The organism is Cryobacterium sp. MP_M3 (assembly GCF_015752155.1).
Taxonomy (GTDB): Bacteria; Actinomycetota; Actinomycetes; order Actinomycetales; family Microbacteriaceae; genus Cryobacterium.
The window spans coordinates 128,055-150,373 of record NZ_JADOVI010000010.1; the positions used below are offsets into that span (position 1 = coordinate 128,055).

Consider the following 22,319-nt stretch of genomic DNA (forward strand, 5'->3'; position numbering starts at 1 on the left):
CGGTGTCAGCGACCCCGAACGCCTCGCCAACGGTGCAATTGCTCTCCCCCGCCGGTGTCTTCGCGCCCAGCGAGGCCGCCGCCGAGTTCCTGCCCTACCTCGACCGGCTCACCGAGGCCGACCACCGCCGGTTCTACCGCGACATGGTCGTCATCCGCCGGTTCGACAAGGAGGCCGCCAACCTGCAGCGCCAGGGTCAGCTCGCCCTCTGGGTGCCCAGCCACGGCCAGGAGGCCGCCCAGGTGGGGTCCGCCTACGCCACCCGCCCGCAGGACCACATCTTCCCGTCCTACCGGGAGCACGTCGTCGGCATGATCCGCGGCCTCGACCTCGTCGACATCCTCCGGATGCTGCGCGGGGTCACCCTCGGCGGCTGGACCCCCGAGGAGCACGGCAACTTCCACCTCTACACGCTCGTGCTCGCGTCGCAGACCCTGCACGCCACGGGCTACGCGATGGGAATGCAGTTGGACGGCTCGACGGCGACCGGCAACCCGGAGACCGACCAGGCCGTCATCGTCTACTACGGCGACGGGGCATCCTCCCAGGGCGACGCCAACGAGGCCCTCGTCTTCGCGGCCAGCTACCAGACCCCGCAGGTGTTCTTCCTGCAGAACAACCACTGGGCCATCTCCGTGCCGGTGACACGCCAGTCGCGCACCCCGCTGTACCTGCGGGCCGGCGGATTCGGCATCCCCGGAACCCAGGTCGACGGCAACGACGTGCTCGCCAGCTACGCGGTGACCGCCAAGCACCTCGACGACGCGCGGGCCGGCAAGGGCCCGGCCCTGATCGAGGCCCTCACCTACCGGGTGGGCGCCCACACCACGGCCGACGACCCCACCAAGTACCGCGACCCCGACGAACTCGCCTACTGGGTGGCCCGGGACCCGATCGTGCGGTTCCGCGCCTACCTGCAGGGACTCGGCGTCGAACAGGAATTCCTCGACGCCGTCGACGAGGAGGCGGAGGACAACGCCGCCGACGTGCGCCGCCGCGCCCTGGAGATCCACTCGCCGGAGAAGAACGTGATCTTCGACAACGTCTACGCCGAACCCCACCCACGGGTGCAGGAGCAAGAGGCCTGGCTCGAACGGTATGAAGCATCCTTCGAAGGAGGCGACGCATGAGCGACACGATCGTTTCGGCCGCCGCGCACGCGGCACCGGCGTCGGGAACCGCTCCGGCCCCGGCCGGCCCGGAGATGGCCAGCCTGCCGATGACCAAGGCCCTGAACGCCGGGCTGCGCAAGGCGATGCAGGACGACCCGAAGGTGCTCCTGATGGGCGAGGACATCGGCCCGCTCGGCGGCGTCTTCCGGGTGACGGAGGGCCTGTACGCCGAATTCGGCGACAAGCGCGTGCTGGACACCCCGCTGGCGGAGTCCGGCATCATCGGCACCGCGATCGGCCTGGCGCTGCGCGGGTTCCGCCCTGTCTGCGAGATCCAGTTCGATGGTTTCGTGTTCCCCGGCTTCGACCAGATCACCAGCCAGCTCTCCCGCATGCGCAACCGTCACGAGGGACAGGTGATCATGCCCGTCGTGATCCGGATCCCCTACGGCGGCCACATCGGCTCGATCGAACACCACCAGGAGAGCCCGGAGGCCTACTTCGCGCACACGCCGGGCCTGCGCGTGGTCAGCCCGTCCAACCCGCACGACGCCTACTGGATGATGCAGGAGGCGATCGCCTCCGATGATCCGATCATCTTCTTCGAGCCCAAGAGCCGCTACTGGCCCAAGGGCGAGGTGAACCTCGGAACCAGCGGCACCCCCCTGCACGCCAGCCGGGTTGTGCGCACCGGCACGGACGTCACGGTGCTCGGGCACGGCGCCATGGTCAGCGTGCTGCTCCAGGCAGCCGAGCTCGCCGCCGCGGAGGGCATCAGCATCGAGGTCATCGACCTCCGCTCGATCTCCCCCGTCGACTACGGGCCGATCCTCTCCTCGGTGGAGAAGACGGGCCACCTCGTCGTCGCCCAGGAGGCGCACGGCTTCGTCAGCGTCGGGTCGGAGATCGCCGCCACCGTGATGGAGAAGGCGTTCTACCTGCTCGAGGCCCCCGTGCTGCGCGTCTCCGGCTTCGACACCCCGTTCCCGCCCGCAGCCGTGGAGACGCACTTCCTCCCCAGCCCGGACCGGGTGCTCGAGGCCGTCGACCGCGCCCTCGCCTACTGACCATGCCCTGCCGGGTCCCCTCCCTCACCAATCGCAAGGAGCGCACTCCATGAGCGTGTCGAAATTCACACTGCCGGATGTCGGCGAGGGTCTCACCGAGGCCGAAATCGTCGAGTGGAAGGTGGCGCCGGGCGACACCGTCGCGATCAACCAGGTGCTCGTCGAGATCGAGACGGCCAAGTCGCTCGTCGAGCTGCCCTCGCCCTACGTCGGCGTGGTCGGCGAGATCCTCGTCCAGCCCGGAACGACCGTCGACGTCGGAACCGTGATCATCACGATCGTCTCCGACGCCGCAGCCGATGCTGCGGTTCCCGCTCCCCCGGTTGAGCCCGGCGCCCCGGCGGAGGCCACCGAGAACGAACTGGCCGGTGCGGCAGCGGATGCCGGTTCCACCATCACCGACGAACCCGCCGAGAAGCCCGGCGCCGTGCTCGTCGGCCGCGGCGCCACCGCCACCATGCCCACCAGGCGCAAGCGCCACGGCGGCACCCCCGTGGCCCACGAATCGATCGCGCCGCCGCCCGTCGTCGCCCCGCGGCCCCCGGCCGTGCCGCTCCCCCAGCTGCCGCGCGCGGCATCCGCCGGACCGGTCATCGCCAAGCCGCCCATCCGCAAGCTCGCCAAGGACCTCGGTGTCGACCTCGCGCTGGTCGAAGCGACGGGCCCGGTCGGCGACGTGACCCGGGAGGACGTGCTGCGTGCCGCCACCCAGGCCAGCGTCTTCCGCAACATCCAGACGCCCGAGTGGCCGAGCGACCGCGAGGAGCACATCCCCGTCAAGGGGGTGCGCAAGGCCATCGCCCAGGCCATGGTCTCCAGCGCGTTCACCGCACCGCACGTGAGCCTGTTCGTCGATGTGGACGCCACCCGCACGATGGAATTCGTCAAACGGCTCAAGGCCTCCACCGACTTCGCCGGCGTGCGGGTCTCCCCCATGCTGATCATGGCCAAGGCCATGATCTGGGCGGTGCGCCGCAATCCCACGGTCAACTCGATCTTCACCGACGAGGAGATCATCATCAAGCACTACGTCAACCTCGGCATCGCTGCCGCGACGCCGCGTGGCCTGATCGTGCCCAATGTCAAAGAGGCGCAGGACATGAGCCTGCTCGAGCTGGCGGGTGCACTCGAGCGCCTCACGATGACCGCCCGCGACGGCAAGACCACCCCGGCGGACATGTCAGGCGGCACGATCACGATCACCAACATCGGCGTGTTCGGGATGGACACAGGCACCCCCATCCTCAACTCCGGCGAGGCCGGCATCGTGGCCCTCGGCACGATCAAGCCCAAGCCGTGGGTCGTGGACGGTGAGGTGCGGGTGCGCCAGGTCACCACCATCGGGGCGAGCTTCGACCACCGGGTCGTCGACGGAGATGTCGCCAGCCGCTTCCTGGCCGACGTGGCGAGCATCATCGAAGAGCCCGCGCTGCTGCTCGAATAACGAGCGTCGACTTTGGGAAGCCTTACCTCACCAGCTCTTTAACACGCTTGTGAGGTAAGGCTCTCCACGCTGGCGGCCTTCGATTCCGTGTGTTCTGATGTTCAAATGACCTCCATCGCCCCCGCCAGAATCGCCCCCGTCACTCCCGCGGTCGACACCGCAGCCGACGACCGGACACGCACCGAGAGCCATGCCGGCCGCCTGAACTGGCTGCGCGCGGGGGTGCTCGGCGCCAACGACGGCATCGTCTCCGTCGCGGCGCTCGTCGTCGGAGTCGCGGGGGCAACCCACTCGACCGCCGCGATCGCCGCGGCGGGCACAGCCGGCCTCGTCGGCGGCGCCATCTCCATGGCCCTCGGGGAATATGTCTCGGTGAGCAGCCAGAGCGACAGTCAGCGCACCCTCATCGCGCGCGAGAAGAGCGAACTCCTCGCCGACCCGGCCGGCGAGCTCGAGGAACTCGCCCGACTCTACGAAAACCAGGGCCTCGCCCCCGCCACCGCCCGGCAGGTCGCCGTGGAATTCACCGCGATCGACCCCGTTCGAGCTCATCTCCTCGCGGAGCACAACATCGCGGAGGACGACGTCGTGAGCGCCTGGCACGCCGCCTGGGTCTCGGCCATGGCCTTCACCCTCGGCGCGCTCCTGCCGTTCCTGGCGATCCTGCTGCTACCGGAGACCGTGCGGATCCCGGTGACCTTCGCCGCCGTCCTGATGGCTCTGTCCGTCCTCGGCGCGACGGGCGCCCACCTCGGCGGCAGCCCGAAACCCCGCGCGATCGCTCGGGTGGTCCTTGGCGGAGCCGCAGCCCTTTTCGTGACGTTTGCCATCGGCTCGCTCCTCGGAACGTCCGGGGTCGTCTAGGCCCGACGGCTCAGAACCGCGCACGACCCAGTAGGGCAACTGTGGCCGATGCGGACAACTGTGGCCCGCGCACGAGCAACATTTGTCCGAAGCGGCAACAGTTGCGGCGCCGATCGCTCGGTCAGGGGGCCGCGCGCACACCTAATGGTTTTGACACTCATTATCAATAGGCATAGCGTTGATGGTGTGAACACCTCGAAATTCGTCCTGCCAGCCATCCTGGTCGCGGCCGCGCTCGCGCTCAGCGGATGCTCGGCAGCGACGTCCGGTTCGGCCGGCGGTTCCGGCGGTTCCGGCGGCTCGTCGGGGGCACTCAGGGTTGTGGCGACGACGACCCAGGTGGCCGACCTCACCCGCAACGTGGTGGGGGAGACCAGCGGGGTCAGTGTGACCCAGCTGGTGCAGCCCAACCAGAGCGCCCACGCCTACGACCCCTCGGCCGCAGACCTCACCGCCCTCGGCCGGGCCGATGTGCTCGTGATCAACGGCGTCGGACTCGAGGCGTGGCTCACCGACGCCATCGACTCCTCCGGCTTCCACGGCGTCACCATCGACTCCGACACCGGCATCACCATCGCTGCGGATGCCGCGGGCAACGATGAGACGGCGCACCCCGGCGACGCCGCCCATGACCACGCCGGCGGGAACCCGCACATCTGGACCGACGTGGCCAACGCCGAGGCCATGGTGCGCACCATCGAGAAGGGTCTCGCCGCGGCCGCACCGCGCCACGCCGACGCGTTCACGGCCAACGCGGCGGCCTACGGGGCGAAACTGGCAGAACTCGACGCGTGGATCCGGACCAATGTCGACCAGGTCCCGGCCGGCCGGCGCCTGCTCGTGAGCAACCACGACGCCTTCGGCTACTTCACGACCGCCTACGGCATCACCTACGTCGGCAGCGTCATCCCGAGCTTCGACGACAACGCCGAGCCGAGCGCCGCCGCCATCGACCGGCTGGTCGCCGCCATCAAGACCACCGGGGTGAAGGCTGTGTTCTCCGAGGCGTCGATCAGCCCGAAGGCCGCCGATACCATCGCCAGACAGGCCGGCGTCGCCGTCTACTCCGGCGAGGACGCCCTCTACGGCGACTCCCTCGGCCCGGCCGGGAGCGACGGCGCCACCTACATCGCGTCCCAGCTGCACAACGTGCGGCTGATCCTCCGGTCGTGGGGCGTCACCCCCTCCGCGGTCCCGGCCGACCTGCAATAGTGGACTCGTGAACGAGAACGATTCTCAGCTGGGCGGCACGTCCGCCGCCGCACTCAGGGTGACCGGCGCATCCTTCTCCTACGGGCTGAAGCCTGCCCTGGAAGAGGTCAGCTTCGAGCTGGCCGCCGGCGAGGCCGTGGCCCTGATCGGCCCCAACGGCTCCGGCAAGTCCACCCTGCTCAAGGGCATCCTCGGCCTGATCACCCGGGTCGCCGGCACCGTCGAGGTGCTCGGGGAGTCCCCGGCCCCGACCGGCACGATCGGCTACGTGCCGCAGACCGACGAGCTCGACCCCGAATTCCCGGTCACCCTCGAGCAGGTGGTGCTCATGGGCCGCTACCGCACGCTCGGCTGGCTCCGGTTGCCCGGCAAACGCGACCGGGCCATGGCGGCGAAGGCACTCGACGCCGTCGGTCTCGGCCACCTCGCGAAGACCCGTTTCGGCGAGCTCTCCGGCGGCCAGCAGCAACGGGGCCTGCTCGCCCGGGCCATCGCCTCCGGGCCGCGCCTGCTGCTGCTCGACGAACCGTTCAACGGCCTCGACCAGGAGAACCGGGAGGCGCTGGTCGGCACGGTCAAACGGCTGAAGAGCGACGGCGTCGCCGTCCTCGTCTCCACGCACGACCTCGGACTCGCCCGCGAAGTCTGCGAAGACGTCCTCCTGCTCAACGGCAGCCAGGTAGCCTTCGGGCCGACGGAGCAGGTGTTGAGCCTGGAAAACGTGCAGCGCACGTTCAAGGCCGTCGGCGTTGAAATGGACGAGCACACCGTCGTCGTCCCCGGTCACACGGGCCACTAGGTTGGACATCCCCGGCGCCCTGTTCGACGCGTTCACCCTGCCGTTCATGGCCCGCGCCCTCGTGCTGCTGCTCGTGCTCAGCCTGGTTGCCGGCGTGGTCGGGGTGCTCGTGAACCTGCGCGGACTGGAGTTCATCAGCGACGGGCTCACCCACGCCGTCTTCCCCGGCATCGCCATCGGCTTCGTCTGGGGAGGCCGGGAGGGACTCTTCGCCGGCGCCATGGTCGCGGCCGTGCTCACAGCCGTCGTGCTCGCCCTGATCGCGCGCCGGGCCGTGGCCATCGACGCGGCGATCGCCATCGTCTTCACCGCGATGTTCAGCATCGGTGTCATCGTGGTGTCGCGGGAGACCAACTACGTCGGCCAGCTCGAACAGCTCCTGTTCGGGCGCCTCCTCACGGTGAGCCCGGCCGAGGTGATCCAGACCGTCGTCATCTGCGCGGTGGCGCTCGTCATAGTGGCCGTCACCCTCAAGGAACAGGTGTTCCGGGCATTCGACCGCACCGGCTTCGCCGCGGTCGGCTTCCACCCGCTCCTCCTGGACGTGCTCCTCAACGTCGCGATCGCCCTCGTCGTCGTGGCCGCATCGAGCGCCGTCGGAACGCTGCTCGTGCTCGCCGTGCTGATCGTCCCCGGCGCCGTGGCCCGGCTGGCCACGAACCGGCTCTGGCTGCTCTTCCCGATCGCTGCGACGGTCGCCGCCGTCGGGGCCTGGCTGGGGCTCACGATCGGCTATGCGGCATCCGTCAGCGCCGGGATCGACCTGCCCAGCGGCGCGACGGTCGTGCTCGTGCTGGTGGCCGCGTACTTCCTAGCGCTCGTGGGGCGGCTCGCCGTCGACCGGCTGACCAGGGCTCCGGTGGCCCGCTGATGGGCTACTTCGAGAAAGCACTGCTGGCCGCCACGGTGATCGGGGCGCTCTGCGGCCTGGTCGGCGCGCTGGTCATCCTGCGCCGGCGCACCTTCTTCGCCCAGGCCCTGACTCACGCGACTTTCCCCGGCGCGGTGGCGGCGGCCGTCCTCGGGCTGAGTATTCCGTTGGGGGCATTTCTTGCCAGTATCGCGATCGTGGGGGTGATGACGCTGATCGGACGGGTGCGCCGGCAGGGGAGCCAGGTCGCGTCCGGGATCGTACTGACCGCCGGTTTCGCCCTTGGGGTGTTCCTCCAATCGCTGAACCCCGCCCTGCCGGTGCACGTCGACTCCTTCTTGGTCGGGTCGATCCTCACCGTGACGACGGCGGATGTCGCGCTGGCCGGCGGGGTGCTTGTGGCCGCCGTGCTCGTCGTCGTCTTCCTCGGCAAGGAGATCCTGTTCTCGACCTTCGATCGCACCGGGTACCGGGCGGCAGGCTACCGGGAATGGCCGATCGAGCTCCTCAGCCTCGCGCTGATCACCGCGACCGTCGTCACCGCCATGCCGGCCGTCGGCGCCATCCTCGCCATCGCGCTGATCGCGGCGCCGGCCGCCGCGGCACGCCTGCTGGCCCGCACGACGACGCAGATCTTCCTCGCCGCCCCGGTGCTCGGCGCCGGTGCAGGCATCAGCGGGGTGCTGCTCTCCCGGGGTCTCGATATCGCGGCCGGGCCCGCAATCGCCCTCACCGCCGCCGCGTTCTTCCTGGCCGCCCTCGGTGTGCGCTCCCTCGGCCGGGCGCGGTTACGGTTGAGACCATGAGGTTGAGACCGTGAAGCGAAACACCTGGCAGCGGGAGGCCGTGCGCACGGCACTCGGCGACACCGAGGGCTTCGTGAGCGCCCAGGGCCTGCACTCCCGGCTGCACTCCACCGGGTCGCCGATCGGCCTCGCCACGGTCTACCGGGCCCTGGCCGACCTGGCGCTCGAGGGCGAGGCCGACTCCCTGCAGTCCCCGGAGGGGGAGAGCCTGTACCGCGCGTGCAGCACCACCGACCATCACCACCACCTGATCTGCCGCCGGTGCGGCCTCACCATCGAAATCGAAGTGGATGCCGTCGAGAACTGGGCGACGAACGTGGCCGCCGAGCACGGCTTCAGCCAGGCGGCGCACGTGATCGACATCTTCGGACTCTGCGCCGCCTGCACCGCGGCATCCGTCAGCGCCTGAGCCACCCGGCCCGGGGACGCGCCGGTTTGCGGATCGCCGGCCAGACCCGTAGTGTTGGACGTTGCTGCGCATATCTGTGCGTGCACTGCCGTGTCACGGGCTCCCGGTTCACCGGGCATGGCCCGCGTCCCGGCCGACAAGAGATCTTGGGAAGGGCATTCGCCCTTCGGTATTGGAGGAGAACCATGGCAGCTACCTGCCAGGTGACCGGAGCCGTTCCCGGCTTTGGACACAACATTTCACACTCGCACCGGCGCACCAAGCGTCGCTTCGACCCGAACGTACAGACCAAAAAGTACTACGTACCGTCGCTTCGCCGTAACGTGACCCTGACCCTCTCGGTCAAGGGCATCAAGGTAATCGATGCTCGTGGCATCGAGTCGGTCGTCAAGGACCTTCTCGCCCGTGGGGAGAAAATCTAATGGCCAAGCAGCATGACGTCCGCCCGATCATCAAGCTCCGTTCGACGGCTGGAACCGGTTACACCTACGTGACCAAGAAGAACCGCCGCAACGACCCCGACCGTCTCGTGCTCAAGAAGTACGACCCCGTAGTGCGCAAGCACGTTGACTTCCGTGAGGAGCGCTAAAAATGGCGAAGAAGAGCATGATTGCCAAGAACAACCAGCGCAAGGTTATCGTCGAGCGCTACGCGGCGAAGCGCCTTGAACTGAAGAAGGCCCTCGTTGACCCGGCCGGCACCGACGAGTCGCGTGAAGCGGCTCGCCTCGGCCTGCAGAAGCTGCCCCGCAACGCGTCGCCGGTTCGCCTGCGCAACCGCGACGCGGTCGACGGCCGTCCCCGTGGTCACCTCAGCAAGTTCGGGATCTCGCGCGTTCGTTTCCGCGACATGGCTCACCGTGGCGAACTGCCCGGCATCACCAAGTCCAGCTGGTAATACCGCCTGATCCCGGTTCGAAACCCAGGTTTTGAACCGTGAAGGGGATGTCGACTTCGGTCGCCATCCCCTTTGTTTTGCGCGGAGAGCGCAAAATGAGCCGCTTCCGGGGGTGAAAGCGTCTCAAAACGCCGTAAATCCGCGGTTTTTCGCGGAACTCTGTTAGATTCAACGCGGTCGAACCGACCAACGGGGTCGCCCTCACGGCGTCGCCCGCATTTACGTGAAAACCTGTTTTTACAGACAAAGGTCCGAGGAGGACACTCAATGGCTGACAAGTCGCTGAACAAGACCGAGCTCGTTGCCAAGGTTGCCGCAGACTCTGGCCAGAGCCAGGCTGCTGTCGACGGCGTTCTGAACGCTTTCTTCGCAACCCTCGCCGACACCGTTGCAAACGACGGCAAGGTCACGATCCCGGGCTGGCTCGGAGTCGAGCGCACCGCTACCGCTGCGCGCACGGGCCGCAACCCGCAGACCGGTGAAGAGATCGCCATCGCCGCGGGCCACCGTGTCAAGCTGACCGCCGGCAGCAAGCTGAAGGCCGCCGCAAAGTAGTCTCGCTTTCGTGCGGGGGGCGTCGACTTCGGTCGACGCCCCCTGTGTTTAACCTCCCTGGTGTCAGTGACGGAGGTCTGGGCGTTCGGGACAGTGGGGCGCGGATAGGCTGAGTCAGTGACTCGTCTCCTGCGCATCTCCGGTCCGGCGGTCCTTCTGATCGTGGCCGTGCTGTCGGCCCTGGTCGCCCTCGCGTATGGCGGCGGCGCCACCGGACAGCTGCTCGCCGACCCGGGTCCCGTCGTGCGGTGGGGTCTTCCGCTGGCGAAACTACTCGTCAACCTCGGTGCGGCCGGCACCATCGGTGCGCTCGTGCTCACCTGCTTCGCGTTGAGCCCGCGGGAGCCGGAATTCAACACGGCGATCGACTTCGCCGCGGCATCCGCCGCTCTGCTCACGGTGGCCGCTGCGCTGACCGGCTTCCTCACCTTCCTGCAGGTAACCAATGTGCCGCTCAGCTTCGACGACAGGTTCAGTGCGACCGCCGGGCAGTTCTTCAGTGAGATCGAACTCGGCCAGGCCTGGCTCGGCACGACACTCATCGCGGCGGGCGTCACGGTGCTCTGCTTCGCGGTGCGGAACCAGACCGCGCTGGTCTTCGTAGCGGTCCTCGCCGTCGGGGCGCTCGTTCCCATGGCGTTGCAGGGGCACGCGGCCGGCGCGGAGGGGCACGACGTGGCCATCACCGCCCTCGGCCTGCATCTCGTCTTCGCCGCCGTCTGGCTCGGCGGCCTGCTCACCATCGTCGTGCTCCGCAAACAGCTGGTCGGGGGGCGGATCGGCGTCGTGATCGCCCGGTATTCCTCGTTGGCCATGGTCTGCTTTATCGTCGTCGCCGCCACCGGCTATGTCAGCGCCGAGCTCCGCATCGGCAGCTGGGAGCGGCTGCTCACGGCCTATGGCATTCTCGTGCTGGTCAAGGTGGTCGCGCTGATCGCCCTCGGCGGGTTCGGGGTGCTGCACCGCCGCTTCCTGGTGGCCCGGATGCAACGGAGCGCCCAGCCGGGCGACGCCCGGTCACGCACCTGGTTCTGGTGGCTTGTCGTGGCCGAACTGGGCTTCATGGGCCTGGCCTCCGGCGTCGCCGCGGCGCTGGCGCGCACGGCCACCCCGGTGGCGCAGATCGTGGCGACGTCGGTGCCGACCGCGACCCCCGCCCAGATCCTGACGGGGGAGGGGCTCCCGCCGGAACTCACCTTCGGCCGGTATTTCACCGAGTGGCGGTTCGACCTGGCCTGGGTGCTGTTCTGCGCGTTCGGGATCTTCTTCTACCTCGCGGGAGTGGCCCGCCTGCGGCGCCGCGGCGACAAGTGGCCGGTCTACCGCACGGTGCTCTGGGTCATCGGCATGCTGATCCTGTTCTACATCACCAACGGCGGGGCCAACCTCTACGCAAGCTACCTGTTCTCGTCGCACATGCTCATGCATATGGCGCTGACGATGCTCGTGCCGGTGTTCCTCGTGCCCGGCGCGCCGGTGACGCTCGCGGCCAGGGCCATCCGCAAGCGGCAGGACGACAGCCGGGGCCCGCGCGAGTGGATCCTCCTGGCCGTGCACTCCCGCTATGCGGGCATCCTGGCGAACCCGCTCGTCGCCGCCGGACTCTGGGCCGGGTCATTGTGGGTGTTCTACTACTCCTCCCTGTTCAGCTGGGCGACGACCGACCACATCGGCCACGAGTGGATGGTGGTTCACTTCCTGATCACCGGGTACCTCTTTGTGCAGTCGCTGATCGGGATCGACCCGGTGCCCTACCGACTGCCTTATGCCGGCCGGCTGCTCCTGCTGCTCGGGACGATGGCGTTCCACGCCTTCTTCGGCGTGACCCTGATGACCGGCACCGGGCTCCTGCTCGCCGACTGGTATGGCGCGATGGGACGGGACTGGGGCCTCAGCGGCATTGCCGACCAGCAGATGGGCGGCGGCATCGCGTGGAGCGTCGGCGAGATCCCGACGATCGCGCTGGCCATCGCCGTCGCCATCCAGTGGAGCCGCAGCGATGAGAAGGAGTCCCGGCGCACCGACCGCAACGCGGACCGCACCGGCGAGGCGGAACTGAAGCGGTACAACGACCAGCTGGCCGCCCTGGCCTCCCGCGACCGGCTGGTCTGAACGCGCCGACGGGCCGAACGGGTCAGTGCAGCTGGATCGCCAGCGATCCGTCGGGCCGGACGGTCACGCTCAGCGCCACGGCGAACGGGACGTCCTCGTCGCGCGTCTCGACGTCGCCGTCGAACAGGGATTGCACCTCGACGACGATGTGGGCCTGGCCGGTGGTGTCGGCCATCTCGAAGGTGGTTGCTCCGGCGGTCAGGGCCACCACCGGGTACGCCGCGATCGTCCAGACCGGAACGCCCTTCACCCGGTCGTTGATCTCGATGCCGAAGGGGCAGTTCGACGGCTGGAGCACCTGCTGGGTGGTGCAGGCGTCGAGGAAGCCGTTCAACTCGGTCTGCACCTGTTCGAGGAACAGCTTGTTCGGTTCGGCATCGACCGTGACATCCGCGGCCCCGCTCTTCGTGACCGCGATCTGCTGGGCCGGGGCGGTGAGCAGGTTCGACGTGTGGCCGACGGAGTACAGCGCGGGCGCGAACGCGAGGTACGCGGCCTGGTTCGAGAAGGTGGCCGGGGCATCGGCCGCCGCGTGTGCCCGGGTGTCGAGGGTCAGGCCGTTGACCGTGAAGGACGCCTCGTGCAGCACCGTGACCTGCAACACGGCGAGCGGGCTGGCGGCGAAGCGCCAACTGTCGAAGACCCCGGCGAAGGTGCCGGTGTGGGCGACGCTGAACGCCATCGACGCGGGCTTGCCGTCGAGGCGGAAACCGTAGACGACGGTGTGCTTGCCCGGTTCGTCCTCGGTGTCACTGGTCAGGTGGATGTCGGTGAGCGCGCCGAGCACCGCCGGTCGCAGCAGCGTGGCCGGAAGGTCCTGGGGCAGTTTGGCGGCCGCGAGCGCCTTGTCCGTGAGTTCGACCCCGGGCAGCTGGAGCGCGCTCGTCGTGTCGTGCCTGGCGATGGCCTCGAGGTACTGGCGCACGAACCCGCCGGCGCTGTACAGGTCGCGGTTGAGCGAACCGATCGCGGCCGCGAAGGCGGCACAGAGGAGGGCGGCAATCACGACCATGGCGAGGATGGCGCGTCGCCGGCTGCTACGGCCCGTGCCGTCCCCATTGTCCACCTCAACATCCTCCCATGGCGCGGGTCCACGGGCAGGCGCCCGCCCTGCCGGAGTGCACAGGCCGGGTGTTGACGGCCGCCGGTCGCAGGACAGCGGATACAGTGGAATGTCCCTCCCGCACCCATCGAAAGCGTCCCCGTGTCCGAGATCCCGCTGTCGCGCGAACAAGCCGAGGTGTTCCAGGCGATCGAGGGCACCCGCCAGAACGTCTTCGTCACCGGCCGGGCCGGAACGGGCAAGTCCACGCTGCTGAACCACCTCTCCTGGAACACCAGCAAGCAGATCGTCATTGCGGCGCCCACCGGCGTCGCAGCCCTCAACGTGGGCGGCCAGACCATCCACTCCCTGTTCCGGCTGCCGATCGGGGTGATCGCCGATCACCCGATCGACCAGAACGACCAGCTGCGCAAGCTGCTCAACACGATCGACACCGTGGTCATCGACGAGGTGTCCATGGTCAACGCCGACCTGATGGATGCCATCGACCGCAGCCTGCGCCAGGCCCGCCAACGGCCCAACGACACCTTCGGCGGGGCCCAGATCGTGCTCTTCGGCGACCCCTACCAGCTTGCCCCGGTTCCGGGGGACTCCGACGAGCGCGCCTATTTCGCCGACACCTACCGGTCGATGTGGTTCTTCGACGCCAAGGTCTGGCGGGACGCCGACCTGCGCATCTTCGAGCTCAGCGAGGTGCACCGCCAGCGCGACGCGGACTTCAAGCTCATGCTCAACGCGGTCCGGCACGGCCAGGTCACGCCGGAGATCGGCGGGGCGCTCAACGCGGCAGGGGAGCGGAAGCCGCCGACGGAGGGCGTGATCACGCTCGCGACCCGGAACGATTCCGTGAACCGGATCAATGCGGCCGCCCTGAAGAGGCTCTCCGGGAAGGCCCTCACCGCCAAGGCGGACGTCACCGGCGATTTCGGCGGCCGCACCTTCCCCGCCGACGAGGTGCTCGAACTGAAGGTGGGCGCGCAGGTCATGTTCCTGCGCAACGATTCCCCGCAGGACGGCGGTCCGCGCTGGGTGAACGGCAGCATCGGCACCGTCACCCGGGTCGACTCCACGGTCTACGTGGACATCGACGGGGTCACCCACGAGGTGGAGCCCGCCGTGTGGGAGAAGTTCAAGTACACCTACAACGCCACGACCAAGAAACTGAGCAAGGACGTCGTGGCCGAGTTCACGCAGTTCCCGCTGCGGTTGGCCTGGGCGGTCACCATCCACAAGTCCCAGGGGGCCACCTACGAGCGGGCGATCGTGGACCTCGGGGCGCGGGTGTTCAGCCCCGGCCAGACCTACGTCGCCCTGAGCCGGCTGACCAGCCTCGACGGCCTCTACCTCACCCGTCCGCTGCGGCCGAGCGACATCATCGTGGACGAGAACGTGCAGCGTTTCATGAACGGTCCGCGCGACGACCTGCCGCCCATGTCCGCCTGACCGGCCCGCCCGGTCTCCGCGCCGCGCACGAGCATCGCGGCGCACGTTGCGAAAACGGGCGCACGATCGAACATGCGCCCCCATTCCAAACCTGCGCCGCGAGGCGACGGATGCCCGGGGTCAGTGGTGGTGGCCGGACGGGCTGAGGGTGGGTGTCGTCGACGCCGGAAGATCGTGCGAGCCGTGGGGAACGGCGTGGGCTCCGGCCTCCGTCGCGGCCAGGGCCGGCGTGGTCAGTCCGGAGAACAACAGCCCGCCGATCGTGAGTGCGACGAGGAAGCGCCAGCCCTGCGGGGTGGCTGCGCCATCCGTTGGCCCGGTGCCCCGCTCGCCGGTGGACGCGCCACCGGACGGGCGGATGCCCCGCTGGGCCGTGCGGCGGCCGATCGCGAGGGCGGCGGCGATGAAGAGACCGAACAGAGACGCCACCATCATCGGGAAGAGGGGGAGGCCCGTGGCGCCGGAGGGCAGCCCGAACCCGCTGCCCAGCGTCGTCGTCGCTCCCCACACGAAGACGGGGATGAGGGAACCGAACAGGGCCAGGTCCGCGGCGACCAGCCGCCCGCGAACCAGCGTCACGACACCCCAGCCGAGTTCGGCGGCGCCGAACCCGACCAGGATGATCGCGAGGAGTACCGGGGCGCTTGCGCCGACGGCGAGGTGGATCGTGCCGGCGCCCATCGCGGCGAAAGCGAGCCAGAGGCGGCTGATCGAGGTCATGGCGTGCCTTTCGGTGGATCGGGCGTTGACGAGGAAGGTGCGGGCCGGGGTCGTGGCCGATCAGGCCGTGGCGGCGCGGTCGTGGGTGCGGTTGACGACCTTGTCGGTGGCGAGGCCGGCACCGAGCAGCACGATCGCGCTGGCGAGGTGAAGGAAGTGGTCCGGCGTGTTGAGGGCGAGGATGTTCAGCGCGGTGCTCGCGATGAAGAAGCCGACGATACCGAGCAGCAGGTAGACCGCGCCGATCGTGGTGTTGACGGCCTTCGCGGCGGGAACGCTGGCCAGCCCGGCGATCAGGAGTGCCGCGCCGATCAGAAGGTGGGCCACGTTGTGCAGCGGGTTGACTGCGAAGAGGCCGAGGAGCAGGCCACCCTCGGTCGCGATGAAGCTGATGCCGCCGGTCACGGCGAAGCCGAGGAGTCCGACGAGCAGGTAGACGGCGCCGAAGACCGTGGCGACGAGACGGTTGGGTGATGTGCGCATGAGAAGACCTCCTGTTTGGTGTCTCGATCCGTGCACGATAACTATTCGGAGTTCCGGGCGATTCGGTTTGGTCAATGCACGCGCGGCATCCGGGTCATGAGTACACTCCCTCGTAGAGGGGTCAGCAGCCGATGGGGGTAACGGAATGAACGTCGAGATGCCATGATGACCGCTGGGAGGGCGCCCCGACGATGCGCCGTGGCCGCACTCGCGGTGAGCGCGGCCCTTCTGCTCTCCGGATGCACGGGCACGGCCGGTGCATCCGGCGACAGCCACCCGCAGGTGCAGGCCCCGTTCCCGGCGGAGGTCGCCGGCCGCCTGGACGCAGCACTCGCCGAAGCGATCACCCAGTCCGGCTCCAGCGGAGCCCTCGCCGGCGTCTGGGCGCCGTGGGCCGGGCAATGGGTCGTGTCGCCCGGCACCACGGCGCCGGGTAACGGTGTTCCGATGGGCACGGCCATGAGCTACCGGATCGGCACGAACACGACCGCGCTCACCTGCACTGTGCTGGCGAAGCTCGTCGATGAGGGTGTCGTGAAGCTCGACGAACCGGTCTCGACCTACCTCGACCGGATGGTGGGCCTCGAGGGGATCACGCTCGGCCAGTTGTGCCGCAACACGTCCGGCCTGGCCGACTACACCCGGAACCTGCTCCCGCAGTTCGTGAAGAACCCGACCCGGATCTGGCCGGGGCGGGAGGTGGTGTCCAGCGGCATGGGGTCTCCGCGCGTGGGTCTGCCCGGTGGCGTCTGGGCGCAGTCCGACACCGGCGTCGTGCTGCTGGGGATGGCCCTCGAGGAGGCGGCCCACCAGGACCTGTCGTCTCTCTACCGCGGCCGGGTGCTCGAACCGGTGGGTATGACCGGCACGAGCCTGCCCGGCCCGAATGAGCTGGGCCTGCCCGGCTCACACCCCGAGGGGCTCGCCGCTGCGCTCGACGCGGCCGCGCACCCCGTCTGCGATAGTGTGCTCACCGTGACCGAGCTGTCGCCGTCGATGGGCGGTGCCGCGGCCGGCGCCGTGTCGACCCTGGCCGACCAGAAGAAGTGGGTGAGCGCCCTCGCCGAGGGCAGCCTGCTCACCGACGCGACGGCGAAGGCGCAGTGGGCGACGGTGGCCGAAGGACCCGACGCGCCAGACTGGCGCCGCTACGGTCTCGGCGCCGAGCAGCTCGGTCCGCTTCGCGGGAGGGCCGGGGCGATCCCCGGGTTCATCTCGGCGGCGTACTCCGATCCGGCCAGCGGCCTCACGATCGTGGTCGCCTTCAACAACTCGACCGACGGGGCCGGTTTCGCCGAGGCCGTGGCGCGGCGCCTCGCCGCCATCGTGTGGGCCGTGCCGGCGGCTGGCGACACGGCAGGCACGGGGGCAGCGACCGCCGCCCCCGCCGCGGACTCTGCGCCGGCCTCCGCACCGACGACACCCCTGCCGTGGACCGAGGAGCAGGCCGCGGAAGCGATCCGCGCCGCCACGGCGTGCGCCCCGCCCGCTGCGCCGGCACCGGCCGGATAGGATCTGCCCATGGCAATCCAAGCAGACACGAAGGACTGGACCTGGGTGCTCGAGACCCGGTGCCCCGACTGCGGTTTCGCGGCGGCCGAGGTCGACTTCGACGACATCCCGCCGCTCGTGCGCCGGAACGCGGCCCGCTGGATTCCGGTGCTTCACCGGGCGGATGTCGCGGTGCGCCCGAACGAGAACACCTGGTCGGCCCTGGAGTACGCGGCCCATGTCCGCGACGTCTTCCGCATCTTTGAGGCACGCCTGCGGCTGATGCTCACCGAGACCGACCCGGCGTTCCCGAATTGGGACCAGGACGCGACGGCGGTCGCCGACCGCTACGACCAGCAGGAACCTGCCGTCGTGGCCCGGGAACTCACCGAGGCCGCGGCATCCGTCGCCGACGCGTTCGCCAAGGTCGCCGTCGACGACCGGGGGCGCACCGGGCGCCGAAGTGACGGCGCCGTGTTCACCGTGGTGACGCTGGGCCGGTACTTCCTGCACGACCCGGTGCATCATCTGCACGATGTGGCCGGCGACTGACACGCGGAGGGCACGAAAAGAACGGGCGCACCATGACTGGTGCGCCCGTTCTTCGGCTGGGGGCCTGTGTGCCGGTTAGGCCCGGCGACGTCCGGCGAGGGCGCCGTAGACCAGGAGCACGATGATCGATCCGACGATGGCGAGCAGCCACGTCGAGATCGAGAAGAAGTCGCCGAGGTTGACCCCGAAGATGATTGATCCGAGCCAGCCGCCCAGGAACGCGCCGATCACGCCGAGGATCAGCGTGAGGAACCAGCCGCCGCCCTGACGGCCGGGGAGGATCGCCTTCGCGATGGCGCCGGCAATAAGTCCGAGAATCAGAAATCCGATGAAGCTCATGGGTGTGTCCTTCTTTTTGTGGGGGAATCGGGTCGGTGGACCCTGGGTCAGTGCACGGGTGGGGGCGCCGGGGCGCGGGTCGAGCGGGTTCGCTCGGGTGGACTACTCCGGGACGGCCGGGGTCTCGGGCGCGTCGGCCGGGGCCGAGGCGTAGTGAACGTCCTTGATGGTCACGTCGACAGCGGTCACCTGCATGCCCACGATCGTGTGGATCGCAGTCGTGATCGCGGCCCGCACGTCATCGGCGACCTTCTGCAGTTCGTGGGGGTACTCCACGACCAGGGAGATTTCCACGGCGACGCGGGTCTCGTCGACGGTGATGCTCACGCCCTGCGACGGGTCGGTTCCGCTGATGGCCTCCCGGATGGCGCCGAGGGCGCGCACGGCGCCGCCGCCGAGGGCGAAGACCCCGGGAACCTCACGCGCCGCGATCCCGACGATCTTCGCGACAACGCCGTCCACGATGACGGTCTTGCCGGTGCCGGTGGCTTGCGCGGCTTCGAATGCGGTGGTGTCGGTGATGGTGAACTCCAGTCTCTCTCGGTCTGCCCGCCCGGAACGGGCGGCGACCGCAGGTTGGTCAATTACTAAGACGTTAGCCGGGACGGATTCGTCACGTCGAAGTTGCAAAAAGACTGGAAGACGTCACAATCAGGGGCGGGAGGCGCTCCGCGGATGCCACCGCCCGCCGTTTTCGGCGAGGTGCACTCCCGGTCGGGCATATGGCCTGAGTTAAGCTGAAACCGGCTCGGCAAACCCGAACTCGCGGGCCCCAGGCAACACCCACGGAGGTTCTCGTGCTCGAATACTCACTGCCCGTCGTCATCCAGGGCGGCATGGGCATGGCCGTCTCCTCATGGCAACTCGCCCGCACGGTGTCCCAGGCCGGTCAGCTCGGCGTCGTGTCCGGGATCGCGCTCGACACCGTGCTCACCCGGCGGTTGCAGGACGGCGACGCGACCGGCGACATCCGTCGGGCCCTCGCCGCCTTCCCGGTGCCGGCCATCGCCGAGCGAGCGCTGGAGCGGTTCTTCCTGGTCGACGGCCGCCCCGAGGGAGGCTCCTACCTGCCCGTTCCCAAGCTGTCGCTGCACCCCACCCAGGATCAGCAGGAACTGAGCGTGCTCGGCAACTTCGCCGAGGTCTGGCTGGCGAAAGAGGGCCATGCCGGCCTGGTCGGCATCAACTACATGGAGAAGGTGCAGCTCGCCACCCCCGCCGCGGCCTTGGGCGCGATGCTGGCCGGCGTAGATTATGTGCTGATGGGAGCCGGAATTCCGCGGGAGATCCCACATCTGTTGAACGAGTTCGCGGCCGGCCGGGAGGGCCGGGTCACCATCGACGTCTCCGGCTCGGAGACGGTGCACACCGTCGGCGTCGATCCGGTCGCCCTGCTCGGCGAGGCGCTCCCCGCCCTGAAACGCCCGAAGTTCCTCGCGATCGTCGCCGCGCACGTGCTCGCGTTCTACCTGGCCAGGGACGAGGAGATCCGCCCCGACGGCTTCATCATCGAGGGCCCGACGGCCGGCGGCCACAATGCGCCGCCGCGCGGCCGGCTCACCCTCGACGACGACAAGCAGCCCATCTACGGCCCTCGCGACGACGCCAACCTCGAGAAGATCGCGGACCTGGGCCTGCCGTTCTGGCTCGCCGGTGGCTACGGCCAGCCCGAACGCGTGGCCGAGGCCCTCCGGTCCGGCGCGGCCGGGGTGCAGGTCGGCACCCTGTTCGCGTTGAGCCGCGAGTCCGGCCTCGCCGACACCCTTCGCGACGCCGTGCTCGATCGGCTCGACGACGGCGAACTGTCGATCAGAACGGATGCCGCGGCCTCGCCGACCGGCTTCCCGTTCAAGGTCGCGCAACTGCCGGGAACTCTCTCCGTCGCCGCCGTCTACGACAAGCGGGTGCGGCTCTGCGACCTCAGCTACCTGCGCGAACCCTACGAACGAAAGGACGGGGTCGTCGGCTTCCGGTGCCCCAGCGAGCCAGTGCACATGTACGTGCGCAAGGGCGGCGCCGCCGAGGACACGGTCGGCCGGGCCTGCCTCTGTAACGCGCTCACCGCCACCGTCGGCCTGGGCCAAACGCGCAAAACCGGGTACGTCGAGTCGCCCCTGCTCACCCTCGGCAACGACATCGAGGGTGCCGGTCTGCTCCGCGCCGCGCATCCTGAGGGCTGGGGTGCGGCCGACGTCGTGGCCTGGTTGCTCGGCCAGGTGCCCGCCGTCCGCTGAGCCCCGCTAGGCCGCGCGTCCGGCTCGTGCTGCACGGTGAATCACGGAGAAAGCACCGTCCTCGCGAGGGGGAGGGTGCTTTCTCCGCAACTCACCCGAGCGCGGTGTCCCGGCGACGGCCGGGCTCCGGCTCAGCCGACGACGTCTAACACGGCCGTCAGGGTGTGGCTCTGCCCGGGCGCGAGCGTCACCCGGTTCTCCCGCACGTTCGCCGATTCGACGCAGACCATCCCGGTCCACTCGTCGTCGCCGAAATCGCCCATCGAGGCGGCCTTGCCGATCCACGGATTCCAGACGATCGTGCTGTGCGAGCCCTGGGTCGTGATTCCCACGGTGCGCCCCGAGCCGTCAGTCACGGCGGTGGCGGCGGGGCTGTCCAGGTAGATCCGGTCCGTCTCGGCGCTGAACCGCACCGGGCCGGTCTCCGTCCCGACCGACATCCCGGCGAGCTGGTCGAGGTAGGGCGCACCCTCGAGGCCGGTGACCCCGGTGGCGAGGATGTCGTCCACCGCCAGGTAGCTGTGCAGCGCCTCCTCGAAGCTGACGGCATCCGTGTCCCGGTTCGTCACCGTGAGCGCGAGGCTCAGCCGGGCACCGACGGTCACGGTGTAGAGCGCCTCGAAACGGTGCGGCCAGGCCGTGGCGCGGGTGGCCGGGCTGTCGGCCAGCCGCAGGGTGATGGCCACGGTCTCGCCGTCGTCCCGGGCGGCGACGAGCTCCCACTCGGCCAGCCGGGCGAATCCGTGCGCGGGGGCGCCCGGATCGAGCGGGTTGGCGCCGAACCACGGGAAGCAGATCGGCACCCCGCCGCGGATGGCCTTCGCCTCGGTGAACGAGCTGGCCGCGCTCAGCCAGAGCACGGGCCGCCCGCCGGCCGGCGTCCACCGGGCCACGTGAGCGCCGTGCAGGTACAGCTCGGCCGATCCGTGCGAGCCGGACAGTCGCACGACGGGCAGGCCGCCCTCGCCGGTCTCCAGGTGAACGGATGCCGGCAGAGCGGCCGGGTCGAAGGGTGCGGGTGACAAGGGGCCTCCAGTATGTTGGCAGCGCCAACGCCGGACTCCAGTTTCGCAGCTTCGCGGCCTTGCCGTTGCGGGACCTTCGCCCCGTGGCGGCGGCGGTCCGGCGGGGCTACCGTGTGCCCTGGGCGATCGCGTCAGCCGGCCCGATCGAACTGACCAGCCAACCAGGAGGTGGCGGAAATGTCAGGATTCACGGAACAAGGCCGACCGGGCTTCGTGCCCGGTCAGGACGGCTCGGCGCAGCCGGCAACGGACCGGGAATGGGCGCGCAGGAGGCTCGAACGCAGACGCAAGCTCGGCGACGACATTGTGGCGTATGTTGTGATCAACCTGTTCCTGATCGGCATCTGGGCGGCGGTCGGCATGGGCTATTTCTGGCCCGGCTGGGTACTCGCCGGGTGGGGTGTCGCACTGGTGCTGGAATCCTGGAGCCTGTTCTACCACCGGGCGATCACGGATGCCGACATCGAGCGAGAGATGCGCAAGGGCAGGTAGCGGAGTAATCACGACGAGACGGAGCAGGACATGGCTAAGCGGCGTTGGAGTGACCTGACCGGCGGGCAACGAGTGGCGACGATCGTGGGATCGGCGGTGCAGTTCACCCTGGCGGCCCTGGCGTGGTCGGACCTGGCCAACCGGCCGGCGAAGCTCGTGAACGGGAAAAAGGCGGTGTGGGCGGTGGTCATCGCGGTGAACTTCGTCGGCCCGATCTCCTACTTCCTGTTGGGTCGACGCGCTCACCGGTGATCCTGCACGCCGCGGAGCCGAAGGGACAGACAGCGTGAGCCACGTCGACACCACGCACCGGTCCGGGCGGCAGCACC

Annotated in this window: 26 protein-coding genes; 20 read left to right on the plus strand and 6 right to left on the minus strand. The window is 69.3% G+C overall.

Annotation, left to right across the window (positions count from 1 at the left end):
* Positions 1-2 precede the first annotated feature (2 nt).
* From IWX89_RS12700 to IWX89_RS12765, 14 genes are all read left to right on the plus strand, one after another.
* Entirely contained in the window at positions 3-1,130 is a 1,128-nt protein-coding gene (locus IWX89_RS12700) for a thiamine pyrophosphate-dependent dehydrogenase E1 component subunit alpha (RefSeq protein ID WP_307836548.1), read from the plus strand.
* Positions 1,131-1,204: 74 nt separating this feature from the next.
* Entirely contained in the window at positions 1,205-2,179 is a 975-nt protein-coding gene (locus tag IWX89_RS12705; protein WP_231383262.1) for an alpha-ketoacid dehydrogenase subunit beta, read from the plus strand.
* Positions 2,180-2,228: 49 nt separating this feature from the next.
* Positions 2,229-3,623 (plus strand): dihydrolipoamide acetyltransferase family protein, encoded by a 1,395-nt coding sequence (locus IWX89_RS12710; protein ID WP_196903914.1) that lies wholly within the window; start codon positions 2,229-2,231, stop codon positions 3,621-3,623.
* 105 nt (positions 3,624-3,728) lie between these two features.
* A complete protein-coding gene (locus IWX89_RS12715; protein WP_196903915.1) occupies positions 3,729-4,487 on the plus strand; it encodes a VIT1/CCC1 transporter family protein in 759 nt (252 codons plus the stop codon).
* 186 nt (positions 4,488-4,673) lie between these two features.
* Positions 4,674-5,699 (plus strand): metal ABC transporter substrate-binding protein, encoded by a 1,026-nt coding sequence (locus IWX89_RS12720; protein WP_307836549.1) that lies wholly within the window; start codon positions 4,674-4,676, stop codon positions 5,697-5,699.
* 7 nt (positions 5,700-5,706) lie between these two features.
* Positions 5,707-6,498, plus strand: a complete 792-nt coding sequence (locus IWX89_RS12725; RefSeq protein WP_307836550.1) for a metal ABC transporter ATP-binding protein — start codon at positions 5,707-5,709, stop codon at positions 6,496-6,498.
* Between the two features lies 1 nt (position 6,499).
* Positions 6,500-7,369, plus strand: a complete 870-nt coding sequence (locus IWX89_RS12730) for a metal ABC transporter permease (protein WP_196903917.1) — start codon at positions 6,500-6,502, stop codon at positions 7,367-7,369.
* Positions 7,369-8,175: a metal ABC transporter permease gene (locus tag IWX89_RS12735; RefSeq protein ID WP_196903918.1), complete on the plus strand. Its 807-nt coding sequence runs from the start codon at positions 7,369-7,371 to the stop codon at positions 8,173-8,175. The genes IWX89_RS12730 and IWX89_RS12735 overlap by 1 nt, the downstream gene beginning before the upstream one ends.
* 10 nt (positions 8,176-8,185) lie before the next feature.
* The gene (locus IWX89_RS12740) at positions 8,186-8,584 is read left to right on the plus strand and encodes a Fur family transcriptional regulator (protein WP_196903919.1); all 399 of its coding nucleotides are present in this window, start codon (positions 8,186-8,188) and stop codon (positions 8,582-8,584) included.
* Positions 8,585-8,769: 185 nt separating this feature from the next.
* Entirely contained in the window at positions 8,770-9,006 is a 237-nt protein-coding gene (rpmB, locus tag IWX89_RS12745; protein WP_104099753.1) for a 50S ribosomal protein L28, read from the plus strand.
* Positions 9,006-9,173 (plus strand): 50S ribosomal protein L33, encoded by a 168-nt coding sequence (gene rpmG / locus IWX89_RS12750; protein WP_104099752.1) that lies wholly within the window; start codon positions 9,006-9,008, stop codon positions 9,171-9,173. The genes rpmB and rpmG overlap by 1 nt, the downstream gene beginning before the upstream one ends.
* A gap of 2 nt (positions 9,174-9,175) precedes the next feature.
* Positions 9,176-9,481, plus strand: coding sequence for a 30S ribosomal protein S14 (gene rpsN / locus IWX89_RS12755; RefSeq protein WP_134364793.1), 306 nt, complete (start codon positions 9,176-9,178; stop codon positions 9,479-9,481).
* A 267-nt stretch (positions 9,482-9,748) separates the two neighbouring features.
* Positions 9,749-10,036, plus strand: coding sequence for an HU family DNA-binding protein (locus IWX89_RS12760; protein WP_066598601.1), 288 nt, complete (start codon positions 9,749-9,751; stop codon positions 10,034-10,036).
* A 117-nt stretch (positions 10,037-10,153) separates the two neighbouring features.
* Entirely contained in the window at positions 10,154-12,148 is a 1,995-nt protein-coding gene (locus IWX89_RS12765; RefSeq protein WP_196903920.1) for a cytochrome c oxidase assembly protein, read from the plus strand.
* 22 nt (positions 12,149-12,170) lie between these two features.
* Here IWX89_RS12765 and IWX89_RS12770 read toward each other — a convergent pair whose 3' ends face one another.
* Positions 12,171-13,214: a hypothetical protein gene (locus IWX89_RS12770; protein WP_196903921.1), complete on the minus strand. Its 1,044-nt coding sequence runs from the start codon at positions 13,212-13,214 to the stop codon at positions 12,171-12,173.
* A gap of 138 nt (positions 13,215-13,352) precedes the next feature.
* On the opposite strand from IWX89_RS12770, the gene IWX89_RS12775 reads away from it, so the two are divergent.
* Complete coding sequence (locus IWX89_RS12775) at positions 13,353-14,654, plus strand: ATP-dependent RecD-like DNA helicase (RefSeq protein WP_196903922.1); 1,302 nt, start codon at positions 13,353-13,355, stop codon at positions 14,652-14,654.
* A 120-nt stretch (positions 14,655-14,774) separates the two neighbouring features.
* Here IWX89_RS12775 and IWX89_RS12780 read toward each other — a convergent pair whose 3' ends face one another.
* Together IWX89_RS12780 and IWX89_RS12785 are read right to left on the minus strand one after the other, a co-directional pair.
* Complete coding sequence (locus tag IWX89_RS12780) at positions 14,775-15,374, minus strand: hypothetical protein (protein ID WP_196903923.1); 600 nt, start codon at positions 15,372-15,374, stop codon at positions 14,775-14,777.
* A 60-nt stretch (positions 15,375-15,434) separates the two neighbouring features.
* A complete protein-coding gene (locus IWX89_RS12785; protein ID WP_134540430.1) occupies positions 15,435-15,857 on the minus strand; it encodes a DUF4383 domain-containing protein in 423 nt (140 codons plus the stop codon).
* Positions 15,858-16,055: 198 nt separating this feature from the next.
* On the opposite strand from IWX89_RS12785, the gene IWX89_RS12790 reads away from it, so the two are divergent.
* On the plus strand, positions 16,056-17,369 hold the full coding sequence (locus IWX89_RS12790) for a serine hydrolase (RefSeq protein ID WP_196903924.1): 1,314 nt from the start codon (positions 16,056-16,058) through the stop codon (positions 17,367-17,369).
* A 9-nt stretch (positions 17,370-17,378) separates the two neighbouring features.
* Positions 17,379-17,900, plus strand: a complete 522-nt coding sequence (locus IWX89_RS12795) for a DinB family protein (protein ID WP_196903925.1) — start codon at positions 17,379-17,381, stop codon at positions 17,898-17,900.
* Between the two features lie 75 nt (positions 17,901-17,975).
* Here the strand turns inward: IWX89_RS12795 and IWX89_RS12800 are convergent, their stop codons facing one another.
* Both IWX89_RS12800 and IWX89_RS12805 read right to left on the minus strand, forming a co-directional pair.
* Positions 17,976-18,239 (minus strand): GlsB/YeaQ/YmgE family stress response membrane protein, encoded by a 264-nt coding sequence (locus IWX89_RS12800; protein ID WP_196903926.1) that lies wholly within the window; start codon positions 18,237-18,239, stop codon positions 17,976-17,978.
* 102 nt (positions 18,240-18,341) lie between these two features.
* Positions 18,342-18,869, minus strand: coding sequence for an Asp23/Gls24 family envelope stress response protein (locus tag IWX89_RS12805; RefSeq protein ID WP_231383242.1), 528 nt, complete (start codon positions 18,867-18,869; stop codon positions 18,342-18,344).
* Positions 18,870-19,036: 167 nt separating this feature from the next.
* On the opposite strand from IWX89_RS12805, the gene IWX89_RS12810 reads away from it, so the two are divergent.
* A complete protein-coding gene (locus IWX89_RS12810; protein WP_307836551.1) occupies positions 19,037-20,473 on the plus strand; it encodes a nitronate monooxygenase in 1,437 nt (478 codons plus the stop codon).
* 131 nt (positions 20,474-20,604) lie between these two features.
* Here IWX89_RS12810 and IWX89_RS12815 read toward each other — a convergent pair whose 3' ends face one another.
* Positions 20,605-21,498, minus strand: coding sequence for a D-hexose-6-phosphate mutarotase (locus tag IWX89_RS12815; RefSeq protein WP_196903927.1), 894 nt, complete (start codon positions 21,496-21,498; stop codon positions 20,605-20,607).
* A 177-nt stretch (positions 21,499-21,675) separates the two neighbouring features.
* On the opposite strand from IWX89_RS12815, the gene IWX89_RS12820 reads away from it, so the two are divergent.
* Together IWX89_RS12820 and IWX89_RS12825 are read left to right on the plus strand one after the other, a co-directional pair.
* Positions 21,676-21,990: a 2TM domain-containing protein gene (locus IWX89_RS12820; RefSeq protein WP_196903928.1), complete on the plus strand. Its 315-nt coding sequence runs from the start codon at positions 21,676-21,678 to the stop codon at positions 21,988-21,990.
* A gap of 30 nt (positions 21,991-22,020) precedes the next feature.
* Positions 22,021-22,242 carry a PLD nuclease N-terminal domain-containing protein gene (locus IWX89_RS12825; protein WP_196903929.1) on the plus strand — a complete coding sequence of 74 codons (222 nt, stop codon included), beginning with the start codon at positions 22,021-22,023 and terminating at the stop codon, positions 22,240-22,242.
* Positions 22,243-22,319: the final 77 nt, after the last annotated feature.

What these genes read in the sequence shown, in the direction of transcription:
- IWX89_RS12795 (WP_196903925.1), top strand. Translation starts at nt 17,379, where the DNA reads ATGGCAATCCAAGCAGACACGAAGGACTGGACCTGGGTGCTCGAGACC.
- rpsN (WP_134364793.1), top strand. Translation starts at nt 9,176, where the DNA reads ATGGCGAAGAAGAGCATGATTGCCAAGAACAACCAGCGCAAGGTTATC.
- IWX89_RS12760 (WP_066598601.1), top strand. Translation starts at nt 9,749, where the DNA reads ATGGCTGACAAGTCGCTGAACAAGACCGAGCTCGTTGCCAAGGTTGCC.
- IWX89_RS12780 (WP_196903923.1), bottom strand. Translation starts at nt 15,374, where the DNA reads ATGACCTCGATCAGCCGCCTCTGGCTCGCTTTCGCCGCGATGGGCGCC.
- IWX89_RS12735 (WP_196903918.1), top strand. Translation starts at nt 7,369, where the DNA reads ATGGGCTACTTCGAGAAAGCACTGCTGGCCGCCACGGTGATCGGGGCG.
- IWX89_RS12710 (WP_196903914.1), top strand. Translation starts at nt 2,229, where the DNA reads ATGAGCGTGTCGAAATTCACACTGCCGGATGTCGGCGAGGGTCTCACC.
- IWX89_RS12785 (WP_134540430.1), bottom strand. Translation starts at nt 15,857, where the DNA reads ATGCGCACATCACCCAACCGTCTCGTCGCCACGGTCTTCGGCGCCGTC.
- IWX89_RS12800 (WP_196903926.1), bottom strand. Translation starts at nt 18,239, where the DNA reads ATGAGCTTCATCGGATTTCTGATTCTCGGACTTATTGCCGGCGCCATC.
- IWX89_RS12820 (WP_196903928.1), top strand. Translation starts at nt 21,676, where the DNA reads ATGTCAGGATTCACGGAACAAGGCCGACCGGGCTTCGTGCCCGGTCAG.
- IWX89_RS12825 (WP_196903929.1), top strand. Translation starts at nt 22,021, where the DNA reads ATGGCTAAGCGGCGTTGGAGTGACCTGACCGGCGGGCAACGAGTGGCG.
- IWX89_RS12705 (WP_231383262.1), top strand. Translation starts at nt 1,205, where the DNA reads ATGGCCAGCCTGCCGATGACCAAGGCCCTGAACGCCGGGCTGCGCAAG.
- IWX89_RS12715 (WP_196903915.1), top strand. Translation starts at nt 3,729, where the DNA reads ATGACCTCCATCGCCCCCGCCAGAATCGCCCCCGTCACTCCCGCGGTC.
- rpmG (WP_104099752.1), top strand. Translation starts at nt 9,006, where the DNA reads ATGGCCAAGCAGCATGACGTCCGCCCGATCATCAAGCTCCGTTCGACG.
- rpmB (WP_104099753.1), top strand. Translation starts at nt 8,770, where the DNA reads ATGGCAGCTACCTGCCAGGTGACCGGAGCCGTTCCCGGCTTTGGACAC.